Source organism: Geomonas paludis, assembly GCF_014193585.1.
In the GTDB taxonomy this organism is placed as follows: domain Bacteria; phylum Desulfobacterota; class Desulfuromonadia; order Geobacterales; family Geobacteraceae; genus Geomonas; species Geomonas paludis.
The window spans coordinates 146,880-167,891 of the sequence record NZ_BLXY01000001.1; the positions used below are offsets into that span (position 1 = coordinate 146,880).

Below are 21,012 nucleotides of genomic sequence, written 5' to 3' on the forward strand. Positions count from 1 at the left end.
TTAGTGATGTGTACCAATGTCGGTCACGAAGGAGGATGCTATGGGGCTGCTGGACCAACTTCGCGAAACAGCAAGAAGCCAGCATGACGCTGTCGGTCTTCCCGCCTGGCTGGTCGAGGACATCCTCGCTCTCTGCGCAGCCCCCTCCCTTACGGAGGGGAGGACCGAACTGCTCGGGCTGCTCCTGCGCCAGGTGGAGGAGTTTGACAGCTATGCCGGGGCGGGCTGCTTCGGCGACTCCGTGAGCGCCGCCACCATAGAAGGTACGCTGAACCGTCTGCGCGGCCACTAGCGACCCTGTGCCCGGCAGCAATCCGGCGCCGGCCCCCCGACGTTAGGTCCCCCCTTTGCGAAGGGGGATTAGGCGGGGATTTGCAGTAGCTGCATAGCGGACAGGGGATTCGGCTACCGTGGATAAGGATATATTGCGAGGTGCTACATGGCGTGTGAACTCGTCGAGTGCTGCCAGTTTTTCAAAGACAACATGAAGGAACTGCCCAAGGCTGCCGAATATATTCAAAGCAAACTCTGCTTTGGTGACTACGAAAGCTGCAACAGGTACCAGATCTTCAAGAAGGGCGGAGGAGAGTACCTCCCCTTCGACCTCAACCCCAGCGACCATGAGGCCATCAGCAAGGTCAAGCGCTGCATGTTGAACAAACTGGAACCAGACCGGAAAGAGCCGTAGCTGAGCCGGTTCACCCCCCAGAAGCCCCCGCCCCGCGGGGGCTTTTTTTTTGTTCATCACCCATCCCGGGGGCCGTTGCCTTGGTCCCCCCTCCCCTTGCGGGAGGGGGTTAGGGGGTGGGGGAAGGTGTCAACAGTTGTGACCGCCGCGGCTCCAACCTATCGCAATTACCGATCACATCGCACAGTTTTATCGAAACAATCGGTTTGACTTATTTTCTACTTACATATAAAAATCCTCATAATTTTATCTTCGGTGGAGGGATCTGTTATGAACGACGCTTTTCAGGTGCATTCGGACCCGGAGCTGTGGGAAGAACTCGGCATGGACGTCGCCCGCTTCTCGGGCATGCCCCCCATGCTGACCAACGCCTACAAGAACATCTTCCTGTCGCAGCACAACCGCCCTGAAAGGATGTCGTACTTCGACGACATGGTCGCCAACATCCACACCGGGCGCATCCGGGAGATCTACGACGCCAAAAAGGGAGGAAAGCCGGTGATCGGCACCTTCTGCGTCTATGTCCCGGAAGAGCTGGTGGTGGCCGCCGGCGGCATCTGCATCGGGCTTTGCGGCGGCGCCCAAGGCTCCATCGCGGACGCCGAGAAAATCCTGCCGCGCAACATCTGTCCCATGGTCAAGTCCGCCTTCGGATTCAAGGTGGGGAAAATCTGCCCCTACTTCCAGGTGGTCGACCTGGTCTACGGCGAAACCACCTGCGACGCCAAGAAAAAGACCTGGGAGCTCCTGGACCGCTACGTCCCGACCCACGTCATGGAGATCCCGCAGATGAAGCGGGAGCGTGACAAGTGGCTCTGGCTGGACGAGGTGAAGGATTTCAAGGCCGCCGTGGAACGGATCACCGACACCGTCGCCGATTTCGATGCCGTCGCCGCGGGGATCAAGACCATCAACGCCAAGCGCTTCGCCCTGCAGCGCCTGAACGCCCTGCGGCACCACAACCCGTCCCCCATCAGCGGCAGGGACATGCTGCTCATCGAACAGATCGCGTTCTACGACGAGCCGGTGCGCTTCGCACAGAAGGTGCACGCGCTGTGCGACGAGTTGGAACAGCGCATCGGCAACGGGGTTTCGGTTGCGCCGGCGTCGACCCCGCGCGTCATGGTCTCGGGGACCCCGATGGCGCTCCCCAACTGGAAACTGCACTTCATCATCGAGTCCGCCGGGGCCATCGTGGTCAACGAGGAGAGTTGTATCGGCACACGCTACTACAAGGACCTGATCGACGAGGGTTCCACGGACCTCGAGCAGCAGTTGGAACGGCTCACCGAGCGCTACATGAAGATCGACTGTTCCTGCTTCACCCCCAACGACGACCGCATCGCGCAGGTGCTCAAGGAATACGAGGCCTCCGGCGCCGAGGGGATCATCGATTACTGCCTCCAGTTCTGCCATACCTACAACATCGAGGCGGTGAAGCTGAGGGAAGCCTGCGAGGCGCGCGGCATTCCCTTCATGTCCATCGAGACCGACTATGCTCCGGACGACGTCGGGCAGTTGCAGACCCGTGTCGAGGCGTTCCTGGAGCAGATCAGGGGGTAGCTCATGCAGGTAGGTATCGATCTTGGCTCGCGCACCATCAAGACCGTGGCTCTCAAAGGTGGAGAGATGCTGCAGCGCCGCGTCGTGGAGAGCGGCTTCGAGCCGCACCGCCAGGCCCTGCAGCTGCTGAATGATCACCCGCAGGCGCGGGTGGTGGCCACCGGCTACGGCCGCCACTTGATGCAGCAGCACGCCGATCTCGACATCATCACCGAGATCAAGGCGCACGCCCTGGGGGCGCGGCACCTGTTCCCCCACTGCCGCGCCGTGCTCGACGTCGGCGGCCAGGACAGCAAGGTGATCCAGTTGAGCGAGAACGGCCGCATCGTCAGCTTCCAGATGAACGACAAGTGCGCCGCGGGCACCGGGCGTTTCCTGGAGATGATGGCGCTGTCCCTTGGCTACGACCTGAAGCAGTTCGGCTTGGCCGCGGCCGAAGCCCAGGCCAGCACGGCCATCAACAGCATGTGTGCGGTCTTCGCCGAGTCCGAGGTGGTGTCATTGAAGAACAGGGGCGTTGCTCCCAATGAGATTGCCCGTTCGGTGCACCTTGCCGTCGCTTCGCGGCTGGCGGCCATGGTGCAGAAGACCTGCGACTGTCAGCACCTGGTGTTTACCGGCGGCGTGGCCAACAACAAGACGCTGGTAGCGATGCTGGAGAAGGCACTGGGGGTACCGGTGCTGGTCCCGGAGGACCCTTCCGTAGTAGGGGCGCTCGGCGCGGCCCTGCATGCCGGCTGCTCCTGAGGATGACGGAAAACATGACAACCCGGGCTCGCGTGGCCCGATACACAAAGCAAAACAGGAGAAGAAAAAGATGAGAAGAATCGTGGCCCTTACCTTGGCAGTTGCAATCACCCTGGCCGCAACGGCAGCCTTTGCCGGCATTTTGGGCGGCAACTACCGCTACGTGGCCCCTGCCGACTTCAAAAAGTGGCTGGAGACCGGCAAGAAGGTGCAGATCGTGGACATCCAGGTCCCCGCGGAATACCAGCAGCACCACTTCAAGGGCGCGGTGCAGACCAACGCCTTCCCGGTCAAGTCCCCCGAGGACAAGCAGAAGCTGGACCGGGTATTGCCGCAGCTGACCGCTTCCCGTGAGGAGATCGTCATCGTCTGCCCGCGCGGTGGCGGCGGCGCCAAGAACACCTACGACTACCTGAAGGGAAAGGGGATCGCCGAAGCCCGCCTCTTGATCCTCGAGGACGGCATGCAGGGGTGGCCGTATCGCGAACTGGTGGCGCAGGGGAAATAAACTGTAAAGGGGGGACTGGCTCCGCCAGGTGCCTGTCCCCTTGTGGTGTTTGGGCAGAATGGAGCGTTCCGCTAGAGGGACAGGCACCTGAACCGAGCCAGTCCCTTCCCCTCCCGCCTCTGGTCAGCCTCTGAGTAAAAACAGAGCACGCTGTCCGGAAAAAACATGCCAGCCGCTTCCAAAAAATCCCTGTCCCTGTTCCGTTTTTTAAATGTGCCCCCTGCTATAATTAGCGGGTCCAAATTTGGAAAGTTCATCCACTTGACAGGTGATCATCATGGGGACTTCCGTCGGGGTAGGGTACAGCCTTTTGAAAAACCCGGCAGACGCCGGCCGGCAAGCCGTGCAGCAGGCCCTGCAGCAGGGAGGCATGGAGCAGCCGGATTTCGTGTTTCTCTTTGCCACGATAGGTTACCAACAGCAACTGCTGTTGGATGCGGTTTGCGCCGCTACGCACAACCCAGCTTTGAGCGGATGCACCGGCGAGGGTATCATCGTGCGGGGCTTCGCCTCCGAAAGCAATTTCGGCGTCTGCGTCATGGCCATTGCCTCCGATGAGCTCCGCTTTACCGCCCTGGTGGAGACGGAGCTGGGCCTTGGCTTCGAAAGGGCGGGCGAGCGGCTGGCCGAACAGGTGCGTCCCCTCCTGTCGGACCAGACCTTCGCCTGTCTTCTATTTGCAGATGGCCTGGTTTTTGACTTCGACCCTTTCAAGGAGGGCTTTGAAAGGGCACTGCAGCTGGCACGCCCCCTACCCCTGTTCGGCGGCCTCTCGGCCGACAACTGGACCGCCGGCAAGACCTTCCAGTACCACAACGGCCGAGTCTTTTCTCAAAGCGTTTCCTGCGTTCTCCTTTCCGGTAGTGGCAAAGTCGCCTGGGGCGTCAATCATGGTTGTGTTCCCGTCGGCACCCAGCACACCATCACTCGTAGCAAGGGAAACGTCATCTGCGGGATAGATGGGGTCCCCGCGCTGGACGCATTGGAGGAATATGTAGAAAATCCGCGGGACCAGTGGAACAAAATAACGCTGAACCTGTGCCTGGGTTTCAGGACACCGGAATACCTGAAGCAGGAGTATGGCGACTTCCTCATCCGCTACATGATGGACAAAGATGACGTCGAGGGGTGCGTAACCATCCAGTCGGACGTTGCCGAAGGGACGGAACTGTGGATCATGCGCCGCGACAAGGAGTTGATGTACGACGGCCTGCAGGAGATCGTGCGACAGGTCCGGGCCCGGCTTGGGTCGAACCGGCCCAAGTTGGTGCTTCATTTCGAGTGCATGGGGCGCGGCAAGGCCGTATACCAGGAGCAGGAAAAGCTCCACCTGCTGCAGTATCTGCAGGAGGAGATCGGGGCGGACATCCCCTGGATCGGCTTTTATTCCTACGGCGAGATCGGTCCCGTTTCCGAACATAACTGCATACACAATTTCACCGCTATCGTGATGGCCGTCTACTAACCTCTTCGCAGGGGGCAGCATGGACTGCGACCAGCAGCTTGAAAAGCTTCGCCAGGAGAAGGACGTCCTCGCCCAGCAGGTAAAACGGCTGATCAAGGCGGAGGGAAAGCTGTACGATTTTCAGCAGGAGCTCGACCAGCAGCTCAAGGAATACAAGGCTCTTTACGAATTCAGCCGCAACCTTAGCGGTAGCTACGACGTGGAATACCTGTCCCGCGCAACCGTTGAGTACGTGATACAGCAGTTGGAATACGAGAGGGCTATCGTCTTTCGTCGCTGCCCCTCCGGACGCTATGCGGTCTGCTCTTTCGATGGCTATTATGATCCCGCCGAGAAGGAAGAGATCTCCCGACTCAGTTTCGACGACGCCCACCTCCCGCTCATCAGCGCCGACAAGGAGTACGTCTGCTGCACCGCGCTGACGCGGGAACCCTGGGCATCGGACTGGCGCTCGACCCTGCATCTGAACGAGTTCTACGCCTATCCCCTGGGCTACGGCACCGTTCCCCACGCAGTACTGGTGGCAGGTAACTCCGCCGAAAACTCCCCATTTTACCGAAAAGTGGAAGCGACGCCGCGTGCGTTGCTCAGCATGGGCAACCTGGCCGGCTTGGTCTCCTCCCTGCTGGAGAATCAGGTCTATTTCGAGCAGCTCATGGAGGCCCGGGAACAGGAACGGCTCGCCGAGGCAAGGTACCGCAGCATCTTCGAAAACGCCGCCGAGGGGATCTTTCAAAGAACGCCCGAAGGCAGATACCTGAGTGCCAATCCCGCCCTGGCCCACATGCTGGGCTATGTTTCCCCGGCAGAGCTGATGACAGAGGTGACCGATATCCGAAGCCAAGTCTACGTCGACCCGCTTTACTACGACGAATTGATGCGGCAGCTGCAGGCCTCTGGCAGAGTGGACGGATTCGAGACGGAGATGTCCCGCAAGGATGGCAGCACGATGTGGGTCTCCATGAGCATCCGTATAGTGCGCGGCAGCGACGGCAAGATCGCCTTTCTGGAGGGAATGGTCGAGGAGATCACCAAGCGCAAGGAGGCTGAGGATGCGCTCAGGGATAGCGAACGGGCGTACCGGGAGTTGAGCGAGGCGCTGGAACAGCGGGTCATTGAGGCCGTGGATGAGCTGCGTCAGAAAGACAAGATGCTGATCATGCAGGGGCGCCAGGCGGTTCTGGGAGAGATGCTCAGCAACATCGCCCACCAGTGGCGGCAACCGCTCAACATGCTGGCCCTGCTTGCCCAGGACCTGCAGCTGACTAACAGGACCCAGGGCCTCACCGCCGAGCACATCGACGGCAACATCGGCAGGACCATGGAGATCATCGAGAAGATGTCCAGGACCATCGACGACTTCAGGTACTTCTTCAGGCCCGACCAACGCATCCAGAAGTTCCGGGCCAGAGAGCCGATGGAAAAAGCGCTGTCACTGCTGGAAGGGAGCTTCGGCATGCACGGCATCCACAGCGAGCTCTCGGTCAGCGGCGAGCCGGTGATCAGCGGTTACCTGAGCGAATTCGTCCAGGTTCTGCTGAACATCCTGATGAATGCCCGTGATGCCTTGGTAGCCAAGGCCCCGGCGGCCCCCCTCATCTCCATCAGCATGTTCAGCGAGGGGGACAGGACCGTGGTGACCATCTCCGACAACGCCGGAGGCATACCCGACGAGATCATCGGCAGGATCTTCGAGCCCTATTTCACCACCAAGGGCCCCGAGCAGGGGACCGGCATCGGTCTTTTCATGTGCAAAACCATCATTGAAAAAAGCATGAAAGGGTTGCTTACCGCGCGCAACACCGGAACCGGTGCGGAGTTCCGCATCGAGGTCAGCAACAGCTAGTCCGTACTGCCCCAAAACTCACCTATCTCCTTCAATATCCCCTTCGATACCAGCTCGGTTGCTTCACGCTCGAACCAGTCACCCGGCATGGCGCTGCTGTACCCCTCCTCGAGGAAGCGGTCATCCATGAGCACGATCACCCCCCGGTCCGTTTCCGAGCGGATCACCCGCCCCGCCGACTGGATCGCCTTGGACATGGCGGGAATGGTGTAGGCGTACTCGAACCCCTTGCCGTAATGGCGCTGGTAGTACGCCCGCATCTCCTCGCGTTCCAGGTCGTAGTTGGGGAGCGGCGGCCCGACCACGAAGGCGCCGATGACCATGTCCCCCGCGTAGTCCACCCCTTCGGAGAGCGATCCCCCCTGCACCGCGAGGACCACCGTGGGCACCTGCCCGGACCGGAGCTGCTCCAGGAACTCGGCCGTCCGCGCCCCCTTCATGTTGCGCTCCTGCCGGAGCACCTCGAACCCCTCCGGCGCCCGGAACAGCTCGCCGACCCGTTCCAGGAAGGTGAAACTGGGGAAGAAGGCCAGGTAGTTGCCGCGCCTGAGTGCGACGATGCGGGCCAGGGCGTCTGCGATGCGGCCGTAGTTGCGCTCGCGCTGCGCGTAGCGGGTGGAAACCTGCGGGATGATCAAAAGCTTGCGCCGCTCCGGGGGGAACGGGCTTTGGAACTCGGACCAGCGCACCTGGTCCGGGTCGAGGCCGGAGAGCTTGGCGTAGTACTCCATGGGCTTCAGGGTCGCGGAGAAACCGACCACCTGCTGGTACTCGGCGTAGCGCTCCCGGATCAGTTCGGAGGCGTCGCAGCAGGTCACCTTGACGCTGCCACCGCCGCCGTGGGGCTGGTACGAGGTGAAGAACTCCTGGCGCTCCGAGCGCACCGCGAATTCCAGCGTCTCGGTGAACTCCGACCAGTAGTAGCACAGGCGCAGGACGGGGTCCTCCTGCCGGATCTCCACGTCCGCCTCCAGGTAGCGGGACAGTAGGGCGCGCAGCCGCCCCTCCAGGTCCAGAAACGGCGCCAGCGGCGGTTCGATGCGCGCCGCTTTGGCACCCTCACCGCGGCGGCAGGAGAGCACCGCCGCCACGCACTCATCCAACAGGGCCGCCGCCTCGCGCCGAAACGACAGCGGCACCCCGTCCAGGTCCTCGCGCATCCCCTCAAGGACCGTGCTGGACAACCGCGGGGAGTAGTATTCCATGGCCCGGGAGGGGAGGTTGTGCGCCTCGTCTATCACCAGGTTCGGCTTGCCCACCTGGTCCACCGGGAGCCCTGCCGCACGCCCCAGCGCGGAGCGCGGCGCGAAGACGTAGTTGTAATCGCAGATGACCACGTCGGCCAGCTTGGCGCAATCTATCTGCAGCTCGAAGGGACAGACCTGGTACGCCTCGCCGAACTGCCGAAAGGTGCGGCTTTTCAGGCTCCTTTTCTTCTCCAGCAGTTCCGCCAGCCCGTGGCGCGCCACCTTCGCGTAGTAGTCGCGGGCGTACTCGCAGTACTCCGGGGTGCAGATCGGCTCCTCCTTGAAGCAGATCTTGCTCTTCGCGGTGATGGTGAGGGAGCGCAGCTTCGATCCCGCCTCGCGGAACCTGTGCACCGCGTCCTCGGCGACCTCGTGCTGGCTGTTCTTCGGCGTCACGTAACAGACCGCCTGCCCCCGTGCGAGCGCCTCCCTGAGCACCGGGTGCAGGACACCCACCGTCTTGCCCAGCCCGGTCGGCGCCTGGATCAGCATGCGCCGTCCCAACGCCATCCCCAGCTCGACCTCCTGCATCAGTTCCACCTGGCCGGGTCGCGGCTTGTCAAAGGGGAACGGGAAGGTTGCCGCCACCTTGCGCCTGCGCTGCGCCCTCTTCGCTGCCAGGACCGCCTCCCGGACCAGTTCATCCAGCCGGGCCTCCAGCCACTGCTGGTACTGCTCCAGGTCGAGCCGGATCTCCAGCTCCGCCGACTGCCCGTTACGTGACGAGACCAGGTGGAAGGTGAGCCTGGGCACCACGCCGTGCTCCAGCCAGTGAAAATAGCCGTAGGTGCACTGCTGCAGGCAGTACGGTTCCTCGAGCGAACCACCGCTCAGGCGCCGCTTCAGGTCCCAGAGGTTGAAGCAGCTCTTGATCTCCTCGATGCAGGGGACGTCGCGGCCGGACACGCCGTCCATGCGCCCGTTGATCTGAAAGCGGAAGCCGCCGCGCTCGATAAGGCGTCCCACCGGCACCTCGGCCTGGTAGGTCGGGTCGTCCTGCGCCCGTTTCCGCTGCACCCTCTGGTGGATCTCCTGGCCGTCGCTGGTGGAGCGGTCGTAACCCGAACGGGGCTCGATACTGCCGGTGCGCGGCACGGGGAGAGCGAAGTACCCCACGGGTATGTTAATGATGTCTTTGGCTGGTTTCATGCGCTGCAGTCCCTTGATTCTCCGCCACTTTCTAATGACACCTCGTCTTTTGTCAAGTTAAGAATCCGCAGGACGTTGCAATACCTGGCGGAGCGGGTATCCTCTTCAGCGTATTCTCTAATTACATGCCCAAAGGAGACGAAAACATGAGAAGAGCCATTGCAGCCGCCGTCCTGACCCTTTTCTGTGCCGGACTGGCCTATGCCGCTGACGAAACCGTGGTGGTGCTCCCGGCCAAGAACGGCAACGTGACCTTCCCGCACAAGAAGCACAAGGACATGACGGAGATGAAGTGCACCAACTGCCACGAAACCGACAAGGGAGGCAAGATCGCCGATCTTGGCAAGGACTGGGCCCACAAGACCTGCAAGGGGTGCCACACCGACAAGGGCAAAGGCCCCACCAAGTGCAACGAATGTCATAAGAAGTAGCACTCTTTCCCGCCCGATCAGCACCCCGGCGGGGGCCACGGCCTCCGCCTTTTTCATGCCACACCTTCCCCCAAAAAATCAATTAGAAGCCCGCCCCAAACATTGACATTCTTTAATTTCCCGAGATAATGAAATCGCGCGCCCGGCCCCGCTCATCATGTGTCGGCGGACAACTCCTCGCCCTGACATGGCTCTGCAGTAACGAAGCGGCACGCACCGGGCAGCCAAGCACTCACATTAAAGGTTGAGGCAGAGGAGATTCACTCATGAGGGACCCTTTCCACGACCTGCATCACCACGAATCCGTCAGCACCTCCCATATCAGGCTCATCTCCGAAGGGGGAAGCGCGCACCCGAGGAGCCCGGAGCTGGTCTGCATCGACTCCATCCAGGCCACCCAGTGCTGCACAACGGAAGCACAGCACACGGTGTACCCGTCCGCCGGCGCGCCGGGCCAGGTGCTGCCGGAAAGCCCGGTCTGCACCCTTCCGGCGGAGTATGCCGAGGAGCTCGACCGCGCGGTCCTCCCCTCGTTGCTGCTGCAACGCCTGCAGCTGTTGCAGCTCCCTTTGGGGCCGGCAGCCGCGGTCCTGGTCAGGGACCACGGCAGGCTATGGCAGGTCGGCGATGAAACCTGCTCCTACTCGGTCAGATTGCTAGGGGGCCGCATCGCGATCTACGCTGAGCAGCGGTGAACCCGGTCACAAAGAATCGCCTGATTACCGGTAGCGGTGGCAGCAGCTCCGCATGCGCCGGATGTTATCCAGTGAAAGGAGAGAGCGATGGCCGAGGAAAAGATTGAGGGGGACAACGGTGGCAGCAGGCACCTGAAACTCGTGTCCGAAGGGGATGGTGACCCGGCAGCCCGACGCGCACAATCCTGGTCGCCGGACCAGATCGTCGCCAGTTGCATCACCTCCCAGCAGATGGAGAACTTCAGGGCCTACAACAACGTCTGCATGACCCTGCCCACCAACGACATGTACGCATTTTCACTGCCGCTGGAGCACGCCGGAGAACTGGACCAAGGGGAGATCCCGCAGGCGGTGCGGCAGCAGTTCGACTCCCACGGCTCGGCCCTCTCCCCGACCGCCAGGATCACCGTGCAGCAGTCCGGGAGAGTCTGGTTCATCATCGATCTGGACCGGAAATATTCGGTCCGGATGGTGCCGACAGGTTTGCTGGTCTACAGCGAAAGGTTGTGACCAGCGCCCCAGCCGGAGAACGGTCATGAGCAACTTCCATACCTTCGACCAGGGAGGGCAGCACTTCCTGTTTTTCAGCCGTTCCGCCAGGCTGTACCAGGTCAGCCCGCTGGCGGTTCGGCTGCTGCAGGAGTTTATTCCTGCCAGGCCCGGTGCGGAACTGCCGGTCCCGGAAACGGCGCCGCAACAGCAGCTTGGTCCTGAGGAGACCGCGCTCTACGGCGAACTGATCGACCTCTTCAACCGGGAGCGCGCCGTCCCGCTCCCCGCCCCCTACCAGCAGGAGAACCCCACCGGCGGGAACAGCTACCAGACCTTTTCCATCTACCTCGCCCAGACCTGCAACATGGCGTGCTGTTACTGCTGGAACCGTGGCGGCACCTTCGGCAAGCCCGGGCACGTCATGGGGTGGCGAACCGCCCGCCGCGCCACCGAACTCATCGTTTCACTGGTGGAGCGCTCCAGCGCGGAAAAGATCTTCATAAACTTCTACGGCGGCGAGCCTCTGCTCGATTTTCCGGTTTTGCAGCAGATCACCCGGGAACTACTCAAACACGAGGCCCGCCTGGGCAAAAATTTCTTCCTGACCCTGGATACCAACGGCACCCTGCTGCAAGGACATGCCGCGCAGTTCCTGGCCCGCTACTTCACCCAGGTCGGGGTCAGCCTGGACGGCAGCCAGCGCATCCACGACCTGCAGCGCCCCGGGAAGTACGGCGAGGAAACCTGGCAGCAGATCGTCACCAACATCAGGACCTTCCCCAACCAGAAAGTACTCGGCATCCGGGCGACGCTGACGACCTTTTCCGACAGCTACCTGGAGACCTTCCGCCACCTCACCACCCTGGGCGTGGGCCGGATACAGCTCGAGTACTGCCACGAACCGGGATACCACCAAAACCCCATCTACGAAAAGCTGATCGTGCCCCCGCAGCGGCAGCTGGCCGAACTCCAGGAGTTCGTGGATTACTACATCGAATACATCGCCAGCTACAAGTGCACCCGCGACATTCCCTTCGTCTCAAACCTTTTGGACAGCATCAACAGGATCAGGCGCGCCAGCCGCTTCACCCGCCCCTGCGGAGCCGGCACCAACACCCTGGCCATCAACAGCCACGGCGAGGTCTTTCCCTGCATCGCATTCGTGGAACGTGCCGACTTCATCATGGGGCGCACCGCAGATGCCCCCCTGTCCCTGCACCATGCCCTGGAGGGATTCGAGGTGGACAGCCAGTTCCCCTGCCATGACTGCTGGTTGCGCTACGACTGCGCCGGTGGCTGCTACGCCACCCATTACGACATGACGGGGCACGCCCGGCAGCCGCACCCGGAATACTGTCGAAACATGCAGGGGCGCGCCGAGGTCTTTTTCTACGCTCTCACGCAGATGCTCACCAAGTGTCCGTGGCACCTGGACCGGTAGATTGCGGAACTGTTACCGCCCGCCGGGGGTCACGTACCAGAAGATGGCCAGGAAATGGAAGGCACTGCCGACCAGCACGAAAACGTGCCAGATGGCGTGGTTGTAAGGAAGGCGGTCCCAGAGGTAGAAGAGGACGCCGAGGGTGTAGGCTGCGCCGCCGGCAAAGAGCAGCAGTAGCCCGTTGAGCGCGAGGGATGCGGCCAGCGGCTTGATGACCACCAGCACCAGCCAGCCAAGTCCCAGGTAGAGTGCAGGCCCGAGGTAGGGAAGCCGGTGCGTGGTGTAGAGCTTCATGAAGGCGCCGACGGTGCCCAACCCCCATACCGTGATCAGCAGCCAGTACCCCCACGCCCCGCGCAGGGTCACCATGGCAAAGGGGGTGTAGGTGCCGGCGATCATGAAATAGACGCAGGCGTGGTCGAGGATACGGAACAGGTAGCGCACGCGCGGCCTTCTCACGCTGTGGTAGATGGTGGAGACGGCGTAGAAGAGCAGCATGGCGCCGGCATAGACGGAGGCGGAGACGATGCGTGCCATCTCGCCGATGCGAAGTGCCAGGCTGATCAGGGCAGCCGCCCCTGCCGCGCTGAGCATGAGCCCCACGCCGTGGGTCCAACGGTTGGCCAGCTCTTCCGCCTCGCTGTAATGAAACAGCCGCTTACTGAGATCGTCGTCATCCATGGCCATGGCGCCTCCAAACATTAGCACCTGCCTAAGATACCCCGACTTTTCCTGTCCCGCAACGGTCCGGCCTCCCCTTTCAGCTTGACAAGCCGCCCCTTCGATACCATCATGAGCATCGCGTTTACACTATGCTAATGAGCTATAGCGGAGGCAGCCTTGGCCAGGAAGATTTTCGTCGCGGCTTCGGGTCAGAACATCGGTAAGACGACCATCAGCGTTTCACTGCTGCACCTCGCCCAGAAGAAATACGGGCGGGTCGGGTTCATGAAGCCCCTGGGGCCCAAACCCACCGTGCTGCGCGGTATCCACGTCGACAAAGACGCCGCCCTGATGGCCCAGGTATTCGACCTCACCAAGGACCTGCGCTACATGTCGCCGGTCGTGGTGTACCCGGAGACCTCGCGGCAGGCGATCGACGGCAAGCTGAACCTCCCCGAACTGGCTGACCGCATCATGACCAGCTTTGCCGAACTGGAGAAGCACTACGACTTCATCATCATCGAGGGATCGGGTCATCCCGGTGTCGGATCGGTGCTGAATCTGTCCAACGCGCGGATAGCGAAGATGCTGGGCGCTCCGGTCCTGATGCTGAGCGGAGGAGGCGTGGGGAACGTCATCGACACGCTGGCCATGAACAGTGCCCTGTTCAAGCTGGAGGGGGCAGACGTGCGCGGTGTCCTGGTGAACAAGCTTTTTACCGAAAAGCGTGACACCATGCTGGACTACCTGACCCGCGCCTTCGCGGCACAGCCCTTCTCGGTCCTGGGCGGCTTCGACTACAAGCCGGTGCTGGCCAATCCATCGCTGGGGAGGGTGGCGCGTCTGCTCGACCTCCCCTTGCACGGCAACCGCCGCGAGGTGAAGCGCATCATCCACCACGTGCAGATAGGGGCGGCATCAACGCAGCGGGTCACGGAAATGCTGCGGGACTCCACGCTTTTGCTGGTGACCAGCAGCCGTGACGAATTGCTGGTCACCCTGGCCAACCTGTACCAGATGCCCGAGTTCCATCAGCAGATCGCCGGTTTGGTCATCTCGGGCCAGGCGCCGGTCAGCGGCATCACCCAGCGCATCATCGACCGCAGCAACATCCCCTATTTCCGCACCAACCAGACCACCACCGACCTCTACAAGCTCATCACCGAGGACGTTTCCAAGCTGACCGCGAAGGACACGGAGAAACTCGCGCTGATCCGGTCTCTGGCGGAGGAGCGGCTTAATTTTGACGCCATTGACGATCTGTTCGCGCAGTAGGGACTGGCTCCGTTAGGTGCCTGTCCCTTTAGCGGAACGCTCCTTTCAGCTCCGCCACCTGCAAAAGCATTAACACAGAGGTCACAGAGGTTCACGGAGGACACAGAGGGAAAACCGGAGCGGGGCAAAACCTAAAACGTCTTTAAAGATTTACCTCTGTGACCTCTGTGCACCTCCGAGTCCTCCGTGTTCCGGGGTTAACTAAAAAGGCGGCCTCCGTTGGAGAGCCGCCTGCGCCGTCCCTCATGGGAACGGCTTGCGTGGTCCTGCTGACTACTTCTGGTGGCACTCCGAGCACTTGGTCGGGCCGGCACCCTTGTCGCTGTGGCACCCTTTGCAGGTCTTGTGCGCCCAGTCCTTGCCGAACCCTTCGATCTTGCCCGGTCCCTTCTCGTGGCACGCCTTACAGTCCTTCAACGCCTCCTGGTGCTTCTTGTGGTTGAAGGTGATGTTGCCGTTTTTGGCAGGAAGGGTGATCACGTCGGCGGCGAAGGCCGCTCCTGCACCGAAAATGACGAGGGCCGCCGCTGCGACTACCTTTTTCATGGTCTGCTCCTTTTCTTGCGCGTTTTTTGTTGCCGAACTGTGGTAAAAATAGCATCTGGTCTGCAGCCCCGGTATCGACATCTATAGCAATTCGACCCGATGTCGGGTCCGTTACTGGCCATGTCGGGCCGTTCTGCCCCGGATCGCCCCCTTTTCACCCACCCGGAGAGCGTGGTATGGCGGAAGCCAACGACAAAAACGAAAAGGTCCCGCTGCCGAGCGTCGCCATCGACGGCACCCGGACCAGGAACATCCGTGAGGCCAAGAAGCTCACCCAGCTTTACGTGGCCAACGTCGTCGGGGTCACCACGGACACCATCTCGCGCTGGGAGAACAACCGCTACCCCTCCATCAAGCGGGACAACGCCCAGAAACTGGCCGACGCCCTCGAGGTGTCCCTGGAGGAGATCCTGCGCCAGGAGCCTGCCGAAGCAGACGGGCTTTCGCCGCAGCCCGCTCCGCCCCCTGCCAAACGCGCTATCGTCCCCGTTATTGCCATCGTTACCGCACTGCTCCTCGGCCTGCTCGTTTTCTTCCTGCTGCGACAGCCCCCGGTCCCCTCCAGCGCCACCCGCTGGACGCCGCGCTTCGCCGCTCCCGGGGAGCCATTCCCGGTCCAGGTCAAGGTGGCGCGCCAGCCTGCCAACCCATTCGGTTTCATCCTGAGGGAAAAACTTCCGGCAGGTTCCCGGCTGGTCAGCTCGCTTCCCGCCACTTCCTCTGCCGATTCAGAGCTGAAGTGGCTGGTTCCCAGCGCCGGCACGCCCGTGACCGTTTCCTTCACCCTGCAGGTCCCGGCCAGCTTCAACCCGGGCAAGGACGCCGCGCTCAAAGGGGAGATCGTCGTCCACAGCGCCGGTTCCTCGAACCGAACCGAAGCCGTCGGCGGCAACGGTTCCATCCACATAGGCGCCTATCACTGGGCCGACAGCAACGGTGACGGCCGCATCGACGATGACGAGATCATGCCCGCGTACTACATCTGCGAAGAGATGAAGGGGCTTGGACTCGACTGGAAGACCATCGAGGCGATCTGGAGCGGCAAGGGTTACCGCTGGGACGCCAAGCATGGCTACACCGTCCTGAAGTAACCGCCCTCCCCCTCCCCCTTAACCCTTCACCCTTCCCCCAGGCCACCTCGGTTTCCCGTTCCCTGTTAGAAATGTCACCCTTTACCGATCATTAGTTTTTTTTACTTTCACAATGCCAATTATCGGGCGCATGATAAACTGTGTCCGTTGAAACTTGGGCCATTTCGGCATGGCAGCCGAGGCCGGCACATGCCTAATTAACTTTTAAAAGCGGAGGCATCATGAAAGCACTGATTTTAAGCGCGGATAACTTCGAGGATACTGAGTTGCTGGTTCCCCTTTACCGGCTTCGTGAAGTCGGCTTCTCCGTCGTGGTGGCGTCCGAAAACTCCGGCACCATTCATGGCAAGCACGGCTATGAAGTGCCGGTCGACAAGACGTTTTCAGACATAAATCCTGCCGATTACGCCGTCCTGGTGCTCCCTGGAGGGAAGGCACCGGCCGCGATTCGCAACATACCGGGCGTCCAGGAAATCGCTCGCGCCTTCATGTCGTCGGAGAAGCCGGTGGCGGCCATCTGTCACGGCCCGCAGATCCTCATCTCCGCCGGGCTGCTCAAGGGGCGCAAGGCCACCTGTTACGAGTCGGTGACCCCGGAACTGCGCGACGCCGGGGCGCAATACCAGGACATCGAGGTGCTGGTTGACGGCAACCTGATCACCTCAAGGAAACCCGACGATCTGCCCGCCTTCTGCCGGGAACTGACCAGGATGCTCAAGGCGCAAGGTTAGCCTTGAAGTCCGCAGTTTGGCGCCCAACCACCCTCTCCCTCTGGGAAGGGTGGCCGAAGGTCGGGTGAGGGCTCTGCCATAACCCACCAACGTCCCTTGGGCAACGCCCTCACCCCAACCCTCTCCCAGGGGGAGAGGGGGAATTGATAATCGGAATAAAAAAGGGCGGCTCCCGATCGGGAGCCGCCCTTCTTGTTACCTGAATTGCCGTGATTACTTAAGGTTCTTCTTGATCCTCTCGACGGCCTCGATGACGTTGTCGCGGTTACCGAAGGCGGAGAGACGGAAGTACCCTTCGCCGGAGGGGCCGAAGCCGCTGCCCGGGGTGCCGACCACGTTGCACTCGTTGAGGAGCTTGTCGAAGAAATCCCAGGAGGAGAGCCCGTTCGGGGTCTTCAGCCAGATGTAGGGGGCGTTGACGCCGCCGTACACGGTCAGCCCGGCTGCAGCGAGCCCTTCGCGGATGATGCGGGCGTTCTCCATGTAGTAGTCGATGATCTCCTTGTTCTGCTTCCACCCTTCCTCGGAATAGACCGCAGCAGCGGCCTTCTGAACCGGGTAGGAGGCGCCGTTGAACTTGGTGGTGGTGCGGCGCAGCCAGAGCTTGTTGAAGGAGTACTTCTCGCCGCTCTCGGTGGTCCCCATTACCTCTTCCGGCACGACCACGAGGCCGCAACGCACGCCGGTGAAGCCGGCGGTCTTGGAGAAGGAGCGGAACTCGATGGCGCACTTCTTGGCGCCTTCCACCTCGTAGATGGAGTGCGGGATGCTGGGATCGGTGATGAAGGCCTCGTAGGCGGCATCGTAGAAGATCACGGCGTCGTTGGCGAGGGCGTAGTCCACCCACTTCTTCAGCTCAGCCTTGCTGGCCACGGTGCCGGTCGGGTTGTTGGGGAAGCAGAGGTAGATGATGTCCACTTTGCCGGTCGGGAGCGCGGGAATGAAGCCGTTTTCCTCGGTGCAAGGGAGGTAGACGATCCCCTTGTAGTACCCTTTCTCGTCCGCCTCACCGGTGCGGCCGATCATCACGTTGGTGTCGTTGTAGACCGGGTAGACCGGGTCGCCGATGGCCACCACGTTGTCCAGCGCGAAGATATCGAGGATGTTGGCGCAGTCGCACTTGGAGCCGTCGGAGATGAACATCTCCTCGGTCTTAAGGTCGACGCCGAGCGGCTTGTAGGACTTCTCGATGATGGCGTTGATCAGCCAGTCGTAGCCCTGCTCCGGGCCGTAGCCAGCGAACTGCTCGACGGTAGCCAGGTCGTCAACCGCTTCATGGAACGCCTTGATGACGGCCGGGGCCAGGGGGCGGGTCACGTCGCCGATGCCCAGACGAATCACCTTCGCCTCCGGGTTGGCAGCGGCGAACGCGCGCACGCGGCGCCCGATCTCCGGGAAGAGGTATCCGGCTTTCAGTTTCAGGTAGTTATCGTTTATCTTTGCCATTGCTTCTCCTTCCTTCGCTAATTCAAATCTATCTTCTTCAGTATTTCGGTTCTTATTTCCTTCGCGATCTCGTACGCCTTAACAGCTTCGTCCAGAGATGGTTCGCTGAAACCGTTAGGATACCGAACCGCAACGCCGTATTCCGTTATCTCCTCCAGACTATCCTCGTACTGTGACAGTTCAGGGATAAACTCAAGCACTTCCGTCAGTAGTCTGACCAGGTCGTGCGTCTTGCTGGCGTTTTGGCCATGTGCCACCAAAACAGCTTTCAATACTTTCTCTATCGCCTGCTGTGCGTGAAAGCAGATGGTGTCTGTGGGAATTTCTTCTGCTGCCAGGTTGTTCCGGATATTTTGCAGATCGTTATCCGCTTTGTGCAACCACATCCCCACTATTTCATTTTGCGCATCATCCATAAAGCAACCTGCCTTCGTGTGCAGCAGTGTACACTATGGTGCCAGGGACATCTTTATAACGTTCAAACTCCTCGGGGGTAAAAACAAAAGCGTCCAGCGAGAACTTTCTGCGTGGGAATAGTCTTTTCAAGGTGACATTGCGTTTATGCGGATCGAGGTCTGAGTTCATGACTACGACCAGATCGATGTCACTGTCCTCGGTCTGCCGTCCCTCGGCGTATGAACCGAACAGGAATATCCTTTGCGGGTGAACACCTTGCACAATGGTTTCGCAAAGGTTGTCTATGTCTACGGAAGTCAGCATTCTATTCCCCTCTGCTGCGGCCCCCTCGACAGCCAATCCCCTTACCTGAGTCCCAGCACGTCCTGCATATCCCACACGCCCGGCTTGGCGGTGACCACCCACTTGGCGGCGCGCACGGAACCGCGGGAGAACATGTCGCGGGTGTGGGCGCGGTGGGTGAGTTCGATGCGCTCGCCCATGCCGATGAAGTAGACGGTGTGCTCGCCGACGATGTCGCCGCCGCGCACGGTCTGCATGCCGATCTCATCGTGGGTGCGCTCGCCGCAGATCCCCTCGCGGTGGTAGTTGGCGACCTTGTTGTAGTCGCGCCCCAGCGCGTTGGCCACGACCTCGCCCATCCTGACCGCGGTCCCGGAGGGGGAGTCCTTCTTCAGGCGGTGGTGCGCCTCGACGATCTCGACGTCGAAGTCCTCGCCCAGGATCTTGGCCACGTCGGCCAGCACCTTGAAGCAGACGTTGACGCCTACCGACATGTTGGGAGCGATGATGACCGGGATCTCGCGGGCAAGTTCCGCCGCCAGCGCGCGCTCTTCCGGGGTGAAGCCGGTGGAGCCGATGACGATGGATTTCTTGTAAAGCGCGCAGACTTCAAGGTTTTTCAGGGATACCTTGGGGGCGGTGAAGTCGATCAGGACGTCGCAGCCCTGCACGGTCGCGTTCAAGTCGTCGCTGATAAGGACGCCGATGGCGCCCAGACCCGCATTGTAACCGGCATCCTGCCCGACCATCGGGTGGCCCGGACGCTCGAGGGCGCCGGAGAGCTCGACGCCTTCTGATTCCTTGATAGCGGCGATGATGCGTCCGCCCATGCGGCCGGCTGCCCCGCAAACAGCTATTTTAACCATTGGTTTCTCCGTTAGTTGATGTATTTCAGCTGACTGCGCCGTCGTTCTCTTATCTATCCCTGTCACGTCGTTCCCGCCCCCGGAGGGGGAGGGTCAGGGAGGGGGCGCGCAGCGGCTCATTCAGGCAAAGGATCCCCCCTCCCGGCCTCCCCCCTCCGGGGGGAGGGGCATGACGGGACTCTTTACCGCTGATCGCCGATCAGGCGATTAAATGAGCTTGTATTCCTTCATGATGGCCACGAGCTTCGCCTTGTTGGCCTCCATGAGCGGGGCCAGCGGCAGACGGACTTCGTCGCTGCACTTGCCCATCAGGGAAACGGCAGTCTTGACCGGCACGGGGTTGCTCTCGATGAACATGGCGTTGGAGATCTTCAGGAGGTACAGGTGCAGCCTCCTTGCCTCTTCCATGTTGCCGGCGTTGAAGGCGTCGACCAGCGAGGCGATCTCTTTCGGCATGATGTTGGCGGTCACCGAGATGACACCCTTGCCGCCCGCCGCCATGATGGGGAGGGTGATGAAGTCGTCACCGGAGAGAACGTCGAGCTTGTCGCCGCAAAGGGCCAGTACCTCGGAAGCCTGCTGCAGCGAGCCGGTTGCCTCCTTGATGGCAACGATGTTCTGGTGCTCGGCGAGACGCGCTACGGTCTCCGGCATCAGGTTGACGCCGGTGCGGCCGGGTACGTTGTACAGGATCTGGGGGAGCGCAACCGCGTCGGCTACGGCCTTGTAGTGACGGTAGAGCCCTTCCTGGGACGGCTTGTTGTAGTACGGGGTCACCAGCAGGGCACCGTCGGCGCCCAGTTCCTTGGCGTGCTTGGTGATCTCGATGGCCTCGTGGGTGGAGTTGGAGCCGGTGCCGGCGATGACCGGAACCCTCTTGTTGACCTGCTCTACCACGATCTGGATGACCCGGTCGTGCTCCTCGTAGCTGAGGGTGGAGGACTCACCGGTGGTGCCGCAGGGCACGATGGCGTCGGTGCCATTCTCGATCTGGAACTCGACGAGTTCCCTCAGTTTTTCTTCGTCCACCGCGTGATTGTTGAACGGGGTCACGATGGCAACGATACTTCCCTGAAACATGGTCTACCTCCTCGTTAGAGCTATGTGAATGTCTAGTGGTGTTTTTGATCAGAGTGCGGCTGTGGTGACCTGGATTGTTTCACCTGGTGCTGGTGTCGCCGTAAACAAAAAAAGTTTTTATTTCTAACATATAAAGAGACAAAAAGTCAAAGTAATGCTCACCAGTATCCCCGCGTCAGGACCGGAGAATTACAGGGATAGGCTGTGGTTAACACGGTTTCAGAAATGGGAATTTGTCACTGCATCCTTGAAGTAGCTTCGGATCTTTTGCCCGATGGTTCATTCAAAGCGAAATCAGCCCTCACCCCTGCCCCTCTCCCGGAGGGCGAGGGGTGTAGTAGCT

At 61.1% G+C, this 21,012-nt stretch carries 22 protein-coding genes and 1 pseudogene; 15 read left to right on the forward strand and 8 right to left on the reverse strand.

Going from position 1 to position 21,012, the window contains the following annotated elements; genetic code table 11:
* Positions 1-40 precede the first annotated feature (40 nt).
* From H7687_RS00645 to H7687_RS22170, 8 genes and pseudogenes are all read left to right on the forward strand, one after another.
* A complete protein-coding gene (locus tag H7687_RS00645) occupies positions 41-292 on the forward strand; it encodes a GSU3529 family protein (RefSeq protein ID WP_183344051.1) in 252 nt (83 codons plus the stop codon).
* A 147-nt stretch (positions 293-439) separates the two neighbouring features.
* A complete protein-coding gene (locus H7687_RS00650) occupies positions 440-688 on the forward strand; it encodes a hypothetical protein (protein WP_183344053.1) in 249 nt (82 codons plus the stop codon).
* Positions 689-958: 270 nt separating this feature from the next.
* On the forward strand, positions 959-2,251 hold the full coding sequence (locus H7687_RS00655; RefSeq protein WP_183344055.1) for a double-cubane-cluster-containing anaerobic reductase: 1,293 nt from the start codon (positions 959-961) through the stop codon (positions 2,249-2,251).
* A gap of 3 nt (positions 2,252-2,254) precedes the next feature.
* Positions 2,255-2,998 carry an acyl-CoA dehydratase activase gene (locus tag H7687_RS00660; RefSeq protein ID WP_183344057.1) on the forward strand — a complete coding sequence of 248 codons (744 nt, stop codon included), beginning with the start codon at positions 2,255-2,257 and terminating at the stop codon, positions 2,996-2,998.
* Between the two features lie 70 nt (positions 2,999-3,068).
* Complete coding sequence (locus H7687_RS00665) at positions 3,069-3,506, forward strand: rhodanese-like domain-containing protein (protein ID WP_183344059.1); 438 nt, start codon at positions 3,069-3,071, stop codon at positions 3,504-3,506.
* A gap of 277 nt (positions 3,507-3,783) precedes the next feature.
* Positions 3,784-4,971: an FIST signal transduction protein gene (locus H7687_RS00670; RefSeq protein ID WP_183344061.1), complete on the forward strand. Its 1,188-nt coding sequence runs from the start codon at positions 3,784-3,786 to the stop codon at positions 4,969-4,971.
* 655 nt (positions 4,972-5,626) lie between these two features.
* Positions 5,627-6,019, forward strand: a pseudogene (locus H7687_RS22165) (PAS domain-containing protein); the annotation flags it as partial.
* Positions 6,020-6,427: 408 nt separating this feature from the next.
* Positions 6,428-6,817, forward strand: a complete 390-nt coding sequence (locus H7687_RS22170; RefSeq protein WP_371877552.1) for a sensor histidine kinase — start codon at positions 6,428-6,430, stop codon at positions 6,815-6,817.
* Here the strand turns inward: H7687_RS22170 and H7687_RS00680 are convergent.
* Positions 6,814-9,213 (reverse strand): ATP-dependent DNA helicase, encoded by a 2,400-nt coding sequence (locus H7687_RS00680; RefSeq protein WP_183344065.1) that lies wholly within the window; start codon positions 9,211-9,213, stop codon positions 6,814-6,816. The two genes, H7687_RS22170 and H7687_RS00680, sit on opposite strands and share 4 nt — an antisense overlap.
* A gap of 146 nt (positions 9,214-9,359) precedes the next feature.
* Here H7687_RS00680 and H7687_RS00685 point away from each other — a divergent pair, with 146 nt between their 5' ends.
* From H7687_RS00685 to H7687_RS00700, 4 genes are all read left to right on the forward strand, one after another.
* Positions 9,360-9,644, forward strand: a complete 285-nt coding sequence (locus tag H7687_RS00685) for a cytochrome c7 (RefSeq protein ID WP_183344067.1) — start codon at positions 9,360-9,362, stop codon at positions 9,642-9,644.
* A 266-nt stretch (positions 9,645-9,910) separates the two neighbouring features.
* On the forward strand, positions 9,911-10,339 hold the full coding sequence (locus H7687_RS00690) for a hypothetical protein (protein WP_183344069.1): 429 nt from the start codon (positions 9,911-9,913) through the stop codon (positions 10,337-10,339).
* An 87-nt stretch (positions 10,340-10,426) separates the two neighbouring features.
* The gene (locus tag H7687_RS00695; RefSeq protein WP_183344071.1) at positions 10,427-10,849 is read left to right on the forward strand and encodes a hypothetical protein; all 423 of its coding nucleotides are present in this window, start codon (positions 10,427-10,429) and stop codon (positions 10,847-10,849) included.
* Positions 10,850-10,874: 25 nt separating this feature from the next.
* Positions 10,875-12,272: a radical SAM/SPASM domain-containing protein gene (locus H7687_RS00700; protein WP_183344073.1), complete on the forward strand. Its 1,398-nt coding sequence runs from the start codon at positions 10,875-10,877 to the stop codon at positions 12,270-12,272.
* A 12-nt stretch (positions 12,273-12,284) separates the two neighbouring features.
* Here the strand turns inward: H7687_RS00700 and trhA are convergent, their stop codons facing one another.
* Positions 12,285-12,959 (reverse strand): PAQR family membrane homeostasis protein TrhA, encoded by a 675-nt coding sequence (gene trhA / locus H7687_RS00705; protein WP_246404482.1) that lies wholly within the window; start codon positions 12,957-12,959, stop codon positions 12,285-12,287.
* A gap of 153 nt (positions 12,960-13,112) precedes the next feature.
* On the opposite strand from trhA, the gene H7687_RS00710 reads away from it, so the two are divergent.
* Positions 13,113-14,210: a phosphotransacetylase family protein gene (locus H7687_RS00710; protein WP_183344075.1), complete on the forward strand. Its 1,098-nt coding sequence runs from the start codon at positions 13,113-13,115 to the stop codon at positions 14,208-14,210.
* Between the two features lie 273 nt (positions 14,211-14,483).
* Here H7687_RS00710 and H7687_RS00715 read toward each other — a convergent pair whose 3' ends face one another.
* Entirely contained in the window at positions 14,484-14,756 is a 273-nt protein-coding gene (locus H7687_RS00715; protein ID WP_183344077.1) for a cytochrome c7, read from the reverse strand.
* Positions 14,757-14,932: 176 nt separating this feature from the next.
* Between H7687_RS00715 and H7687_RS00720 the strand changes: the two genes are divergently transcribed.
* Together H7687_RS00720 and H7687_RS00725 are read left to right on the forward strand one after the other, a co-directional pair.
* Positions 14,933-15,847 (forward strand): helix-turn-helix domain-containing protein, encoded by a 915-nt coding sequence (locus H7687_RS00720; RefSeq protein WP_183344079.1) that lies wholly within the window; start codon positions 14,933-14,935, stop codon positions 15,845-15,847.
* 221 nt (positions 15,848-16,068) lie between these two features.
* Complete coding sequence (locus H7687_RS00725; RefSeq protein WP_183344081.1) at positions 16,069-16,578, forward strand: type 1 glutamine amidotransferase domain-containing protein; 510 nt, start codon at positions 16,069-16,071, stop codon at positions 16,576-16,578.
* A gap of 213 nt (positions 16,579-16,791) precedes the next feature.
* Here the strand turns inward: H7687_RS00725 and H7687_RS00730 are convergent, their stop codons facing one another.
* From H7687_RS00730 to dapA, 5 genes are all read right to left on the reverse strand, one after another.
* A complete protein-coding gene (locus tag H7687_RS00730) occupies positions 16,792-18,024 on the reverse strand; it encodes an LL-diaminopimelate aminotransferase (RefSeq protein ID WP_183344083.1) in 1,233 nt (410 codons plus the stop codon).
* A 17-nt stretch (positions 18,025-18,041) separates the two neighbouring features.
* Entirely contained in the window at positions 18,042-18,440 is a 399-nt protein-coding gene (locus tag H7687_RS00735) for a HEPN domain-containing protein (RefSeq protein ID WP_183344085.1), read from the reverse strand.
* Positions 18,433-18,744, reverse strand: coding sequence for a nucleotidyltransferase domain-containing protein (locus H7687_RS00740; RefSeq protein WP_183344086.1), 312 nt, complete (start codon positions 18,742-18,744; stop codon positions 18,433-18,435). Before H7687_RS00740 ends, H7687_RS00735 begins: the two co-directional genes overlap by 8 nt.
* 41 nt (positions 18,745-18,785) lie before the next feature.
* Positions 18,786-19,589: a 4-hydroxy-tetrahydrodipicolinate reductase gene (gene dapB / locus H7687_RS00745; RefSeq protein ID WP_183344088.1), complete on the reverse strand. Its 804-nt coding sequence runs from the start codon at positions 19,587-19,589 to the stop codon at positions 18,786-18,788.
* Positions 19,590-19,796: 207 nt separating this feature from the next.
* Entirely contained in the window at positions 19,797-20,669 is an 873-nt protein-coding gene (gene dapA, locus H7687_RS00750) for a 4-hydroxy-tetrahydrodipicolinate synthase (RefSeq protein ID WP_183344090.1), read from the reverse strand.
* Positions 20,670-21,012: the final 343 nt, after the last annotated feature.

Excerpts from the sequence above, each read along its gene's own strand:
- H7687_RS00645 (WP_183344051.1), top strand. The coding sequence starts at position 41 with ATGGGGCTGCTGGACCAACTTCGCGAAACAGCAAGAAGCCAGCATGAC.
- H7687_RS00650 (WP_183344053.1), top strand. The coding sequence starts at position 440 with ATGGCGTGTGAACTCGTCGAGTGCTGCCAGTTTTTCAAAGACAACATG.
- H7687_RS00655 (WP_183344055.1), top strand. The coding sequence starts at position 959 with ATGAACGACGCTTTTCAGGTGCATTCGGACCCGGAGCTGTGGGAAGAA.
- H7687_RS00660 (WP_183344057.1), top strand. The coding sequence starts at position 2,255 with ATGCAGGTAGGTATCGATCTTGGCTCGCGCACCATCAAGACCGTGGCT.
- H7687_RS00665 (WP_183344059.1), top strand. The coding sequence starts at position 3,069 with ATGAGAAGAATCGTGGCCCTTACCTTGGCAGTTGCAATCACCCTGGCC.
- H7687_RS00670 (WP_183344061.1), top strand. The coding sequence starts at position 3,784 with ATGGGGACTTCCGTCGGGGTAGGGTACAGCCTTTTGAAAAACCCGGCA.
- H7687_RS22170 (WP_371877552.1), top strand. The coding sequence starts at position 6,428 with ATGCACGGCATCCACAGCGAGCTCTCGGTCAGCGGCGAGCCGGTGATC.
- H7687_RS00680 (WP_183344065.1), bottom strand. The coding sequence starts at position 9,213 with ATGAAACCAGCCAAAGACATCATTAACATACCCGTGGGGTACTTCGCT.
- H7687_RS00685 (WP_183344067.1), top strand. The coding sequence starts at position 9,360 with ATGAGAAGAGCCATTGCAGCCGCCGTCCTGACCCTTTTCTGTGCCGGA.
- H7687_RS00690 (WP_183344069.1), top strand. The coding sequence starts at position 9,911 with ATGAGGGACCCTTTCCACGACCTGCATCACCACGAATCCGTCAGCACC.
- H7687_RS00695 (WP_183344071.1), top strand. The coding sequence starts at position 10,427 with ATGGCCGAGGAAAAGATTGAGGGGGACAACGGTGGCAGCAGGCACCTG.
- H7687_RS00700 (WP_183344073.1), top strand. The coding sequence starts at position 10,875 with ATGAGCAACTTCCATACCTTCGACCAGGGAGGGCAGCACTTCCTGTTT.
- trhA (WP_246404482.1), bottom strand. The coding sequence starts at position 12,959 with ATGGCCATGGATGACGACGATCTCAGTAAGCGGCTGTTTCATTACAGC.
- H7687_RS00715 (WP_183344077.1), bottom strand. The coding sequence starts at position 14,756 with ATGAAAAAGGTAGTCGCAGCGGCGGCCCTCGTCATTTTCGGTGCAGGA.
- H7687_RS00720 (WP_183344079.1), top strand. The coding sequence starts at position 14,933 with ATGGCGGAAGCCAACGACAAAAACGAAAAGGTCCCGCTGCCGAGCGTC.
- H7687_RS00725 (WP_183344081.1), top strand. The coding sequence starts at position 16,069 with ATGAAAGCACTGATTTTAAGCGCGGATAACTTCGAGGATACTGAGTTG.
- H7687_RS00730 (WP_183344083.1), bottom strand. The coding sequence starts at position 18,024 with ATGGCAAAGATAAACGATAACTACCTGAAACTGAAAGCCGGATACCTC.
- H7687_RS00735 (WP_183344085.1), bottom strand. The coding sequence starts at position 18,440 with ATGGATGATGCGCAAAATGAAATAGTGGGGATGTGGTTGCACAAAGCG.
- H7687_RS00740 (WP_183344086.1), bottom strand. The coding sequence starts at position 18,744 with ATGCTGACTTCCGTAGACATAGACAACCTTTGCGAAACCATTGTGCAA.
- dapB (WP_183344088.1), bottom strand. The coding sequence starts at position 19,589 with ATGGTTAAAATAGCTGTTTGCGGGGCAGCCGGCCGCATGGGCGGACGC.
- dapA (WP_183344090.1), bottom strand. The coding sequence starts at position 20,669 with ATGTTTCAGGGAAGTATCGTTGCCATCGTGACCCCGTTCAACAATCAC.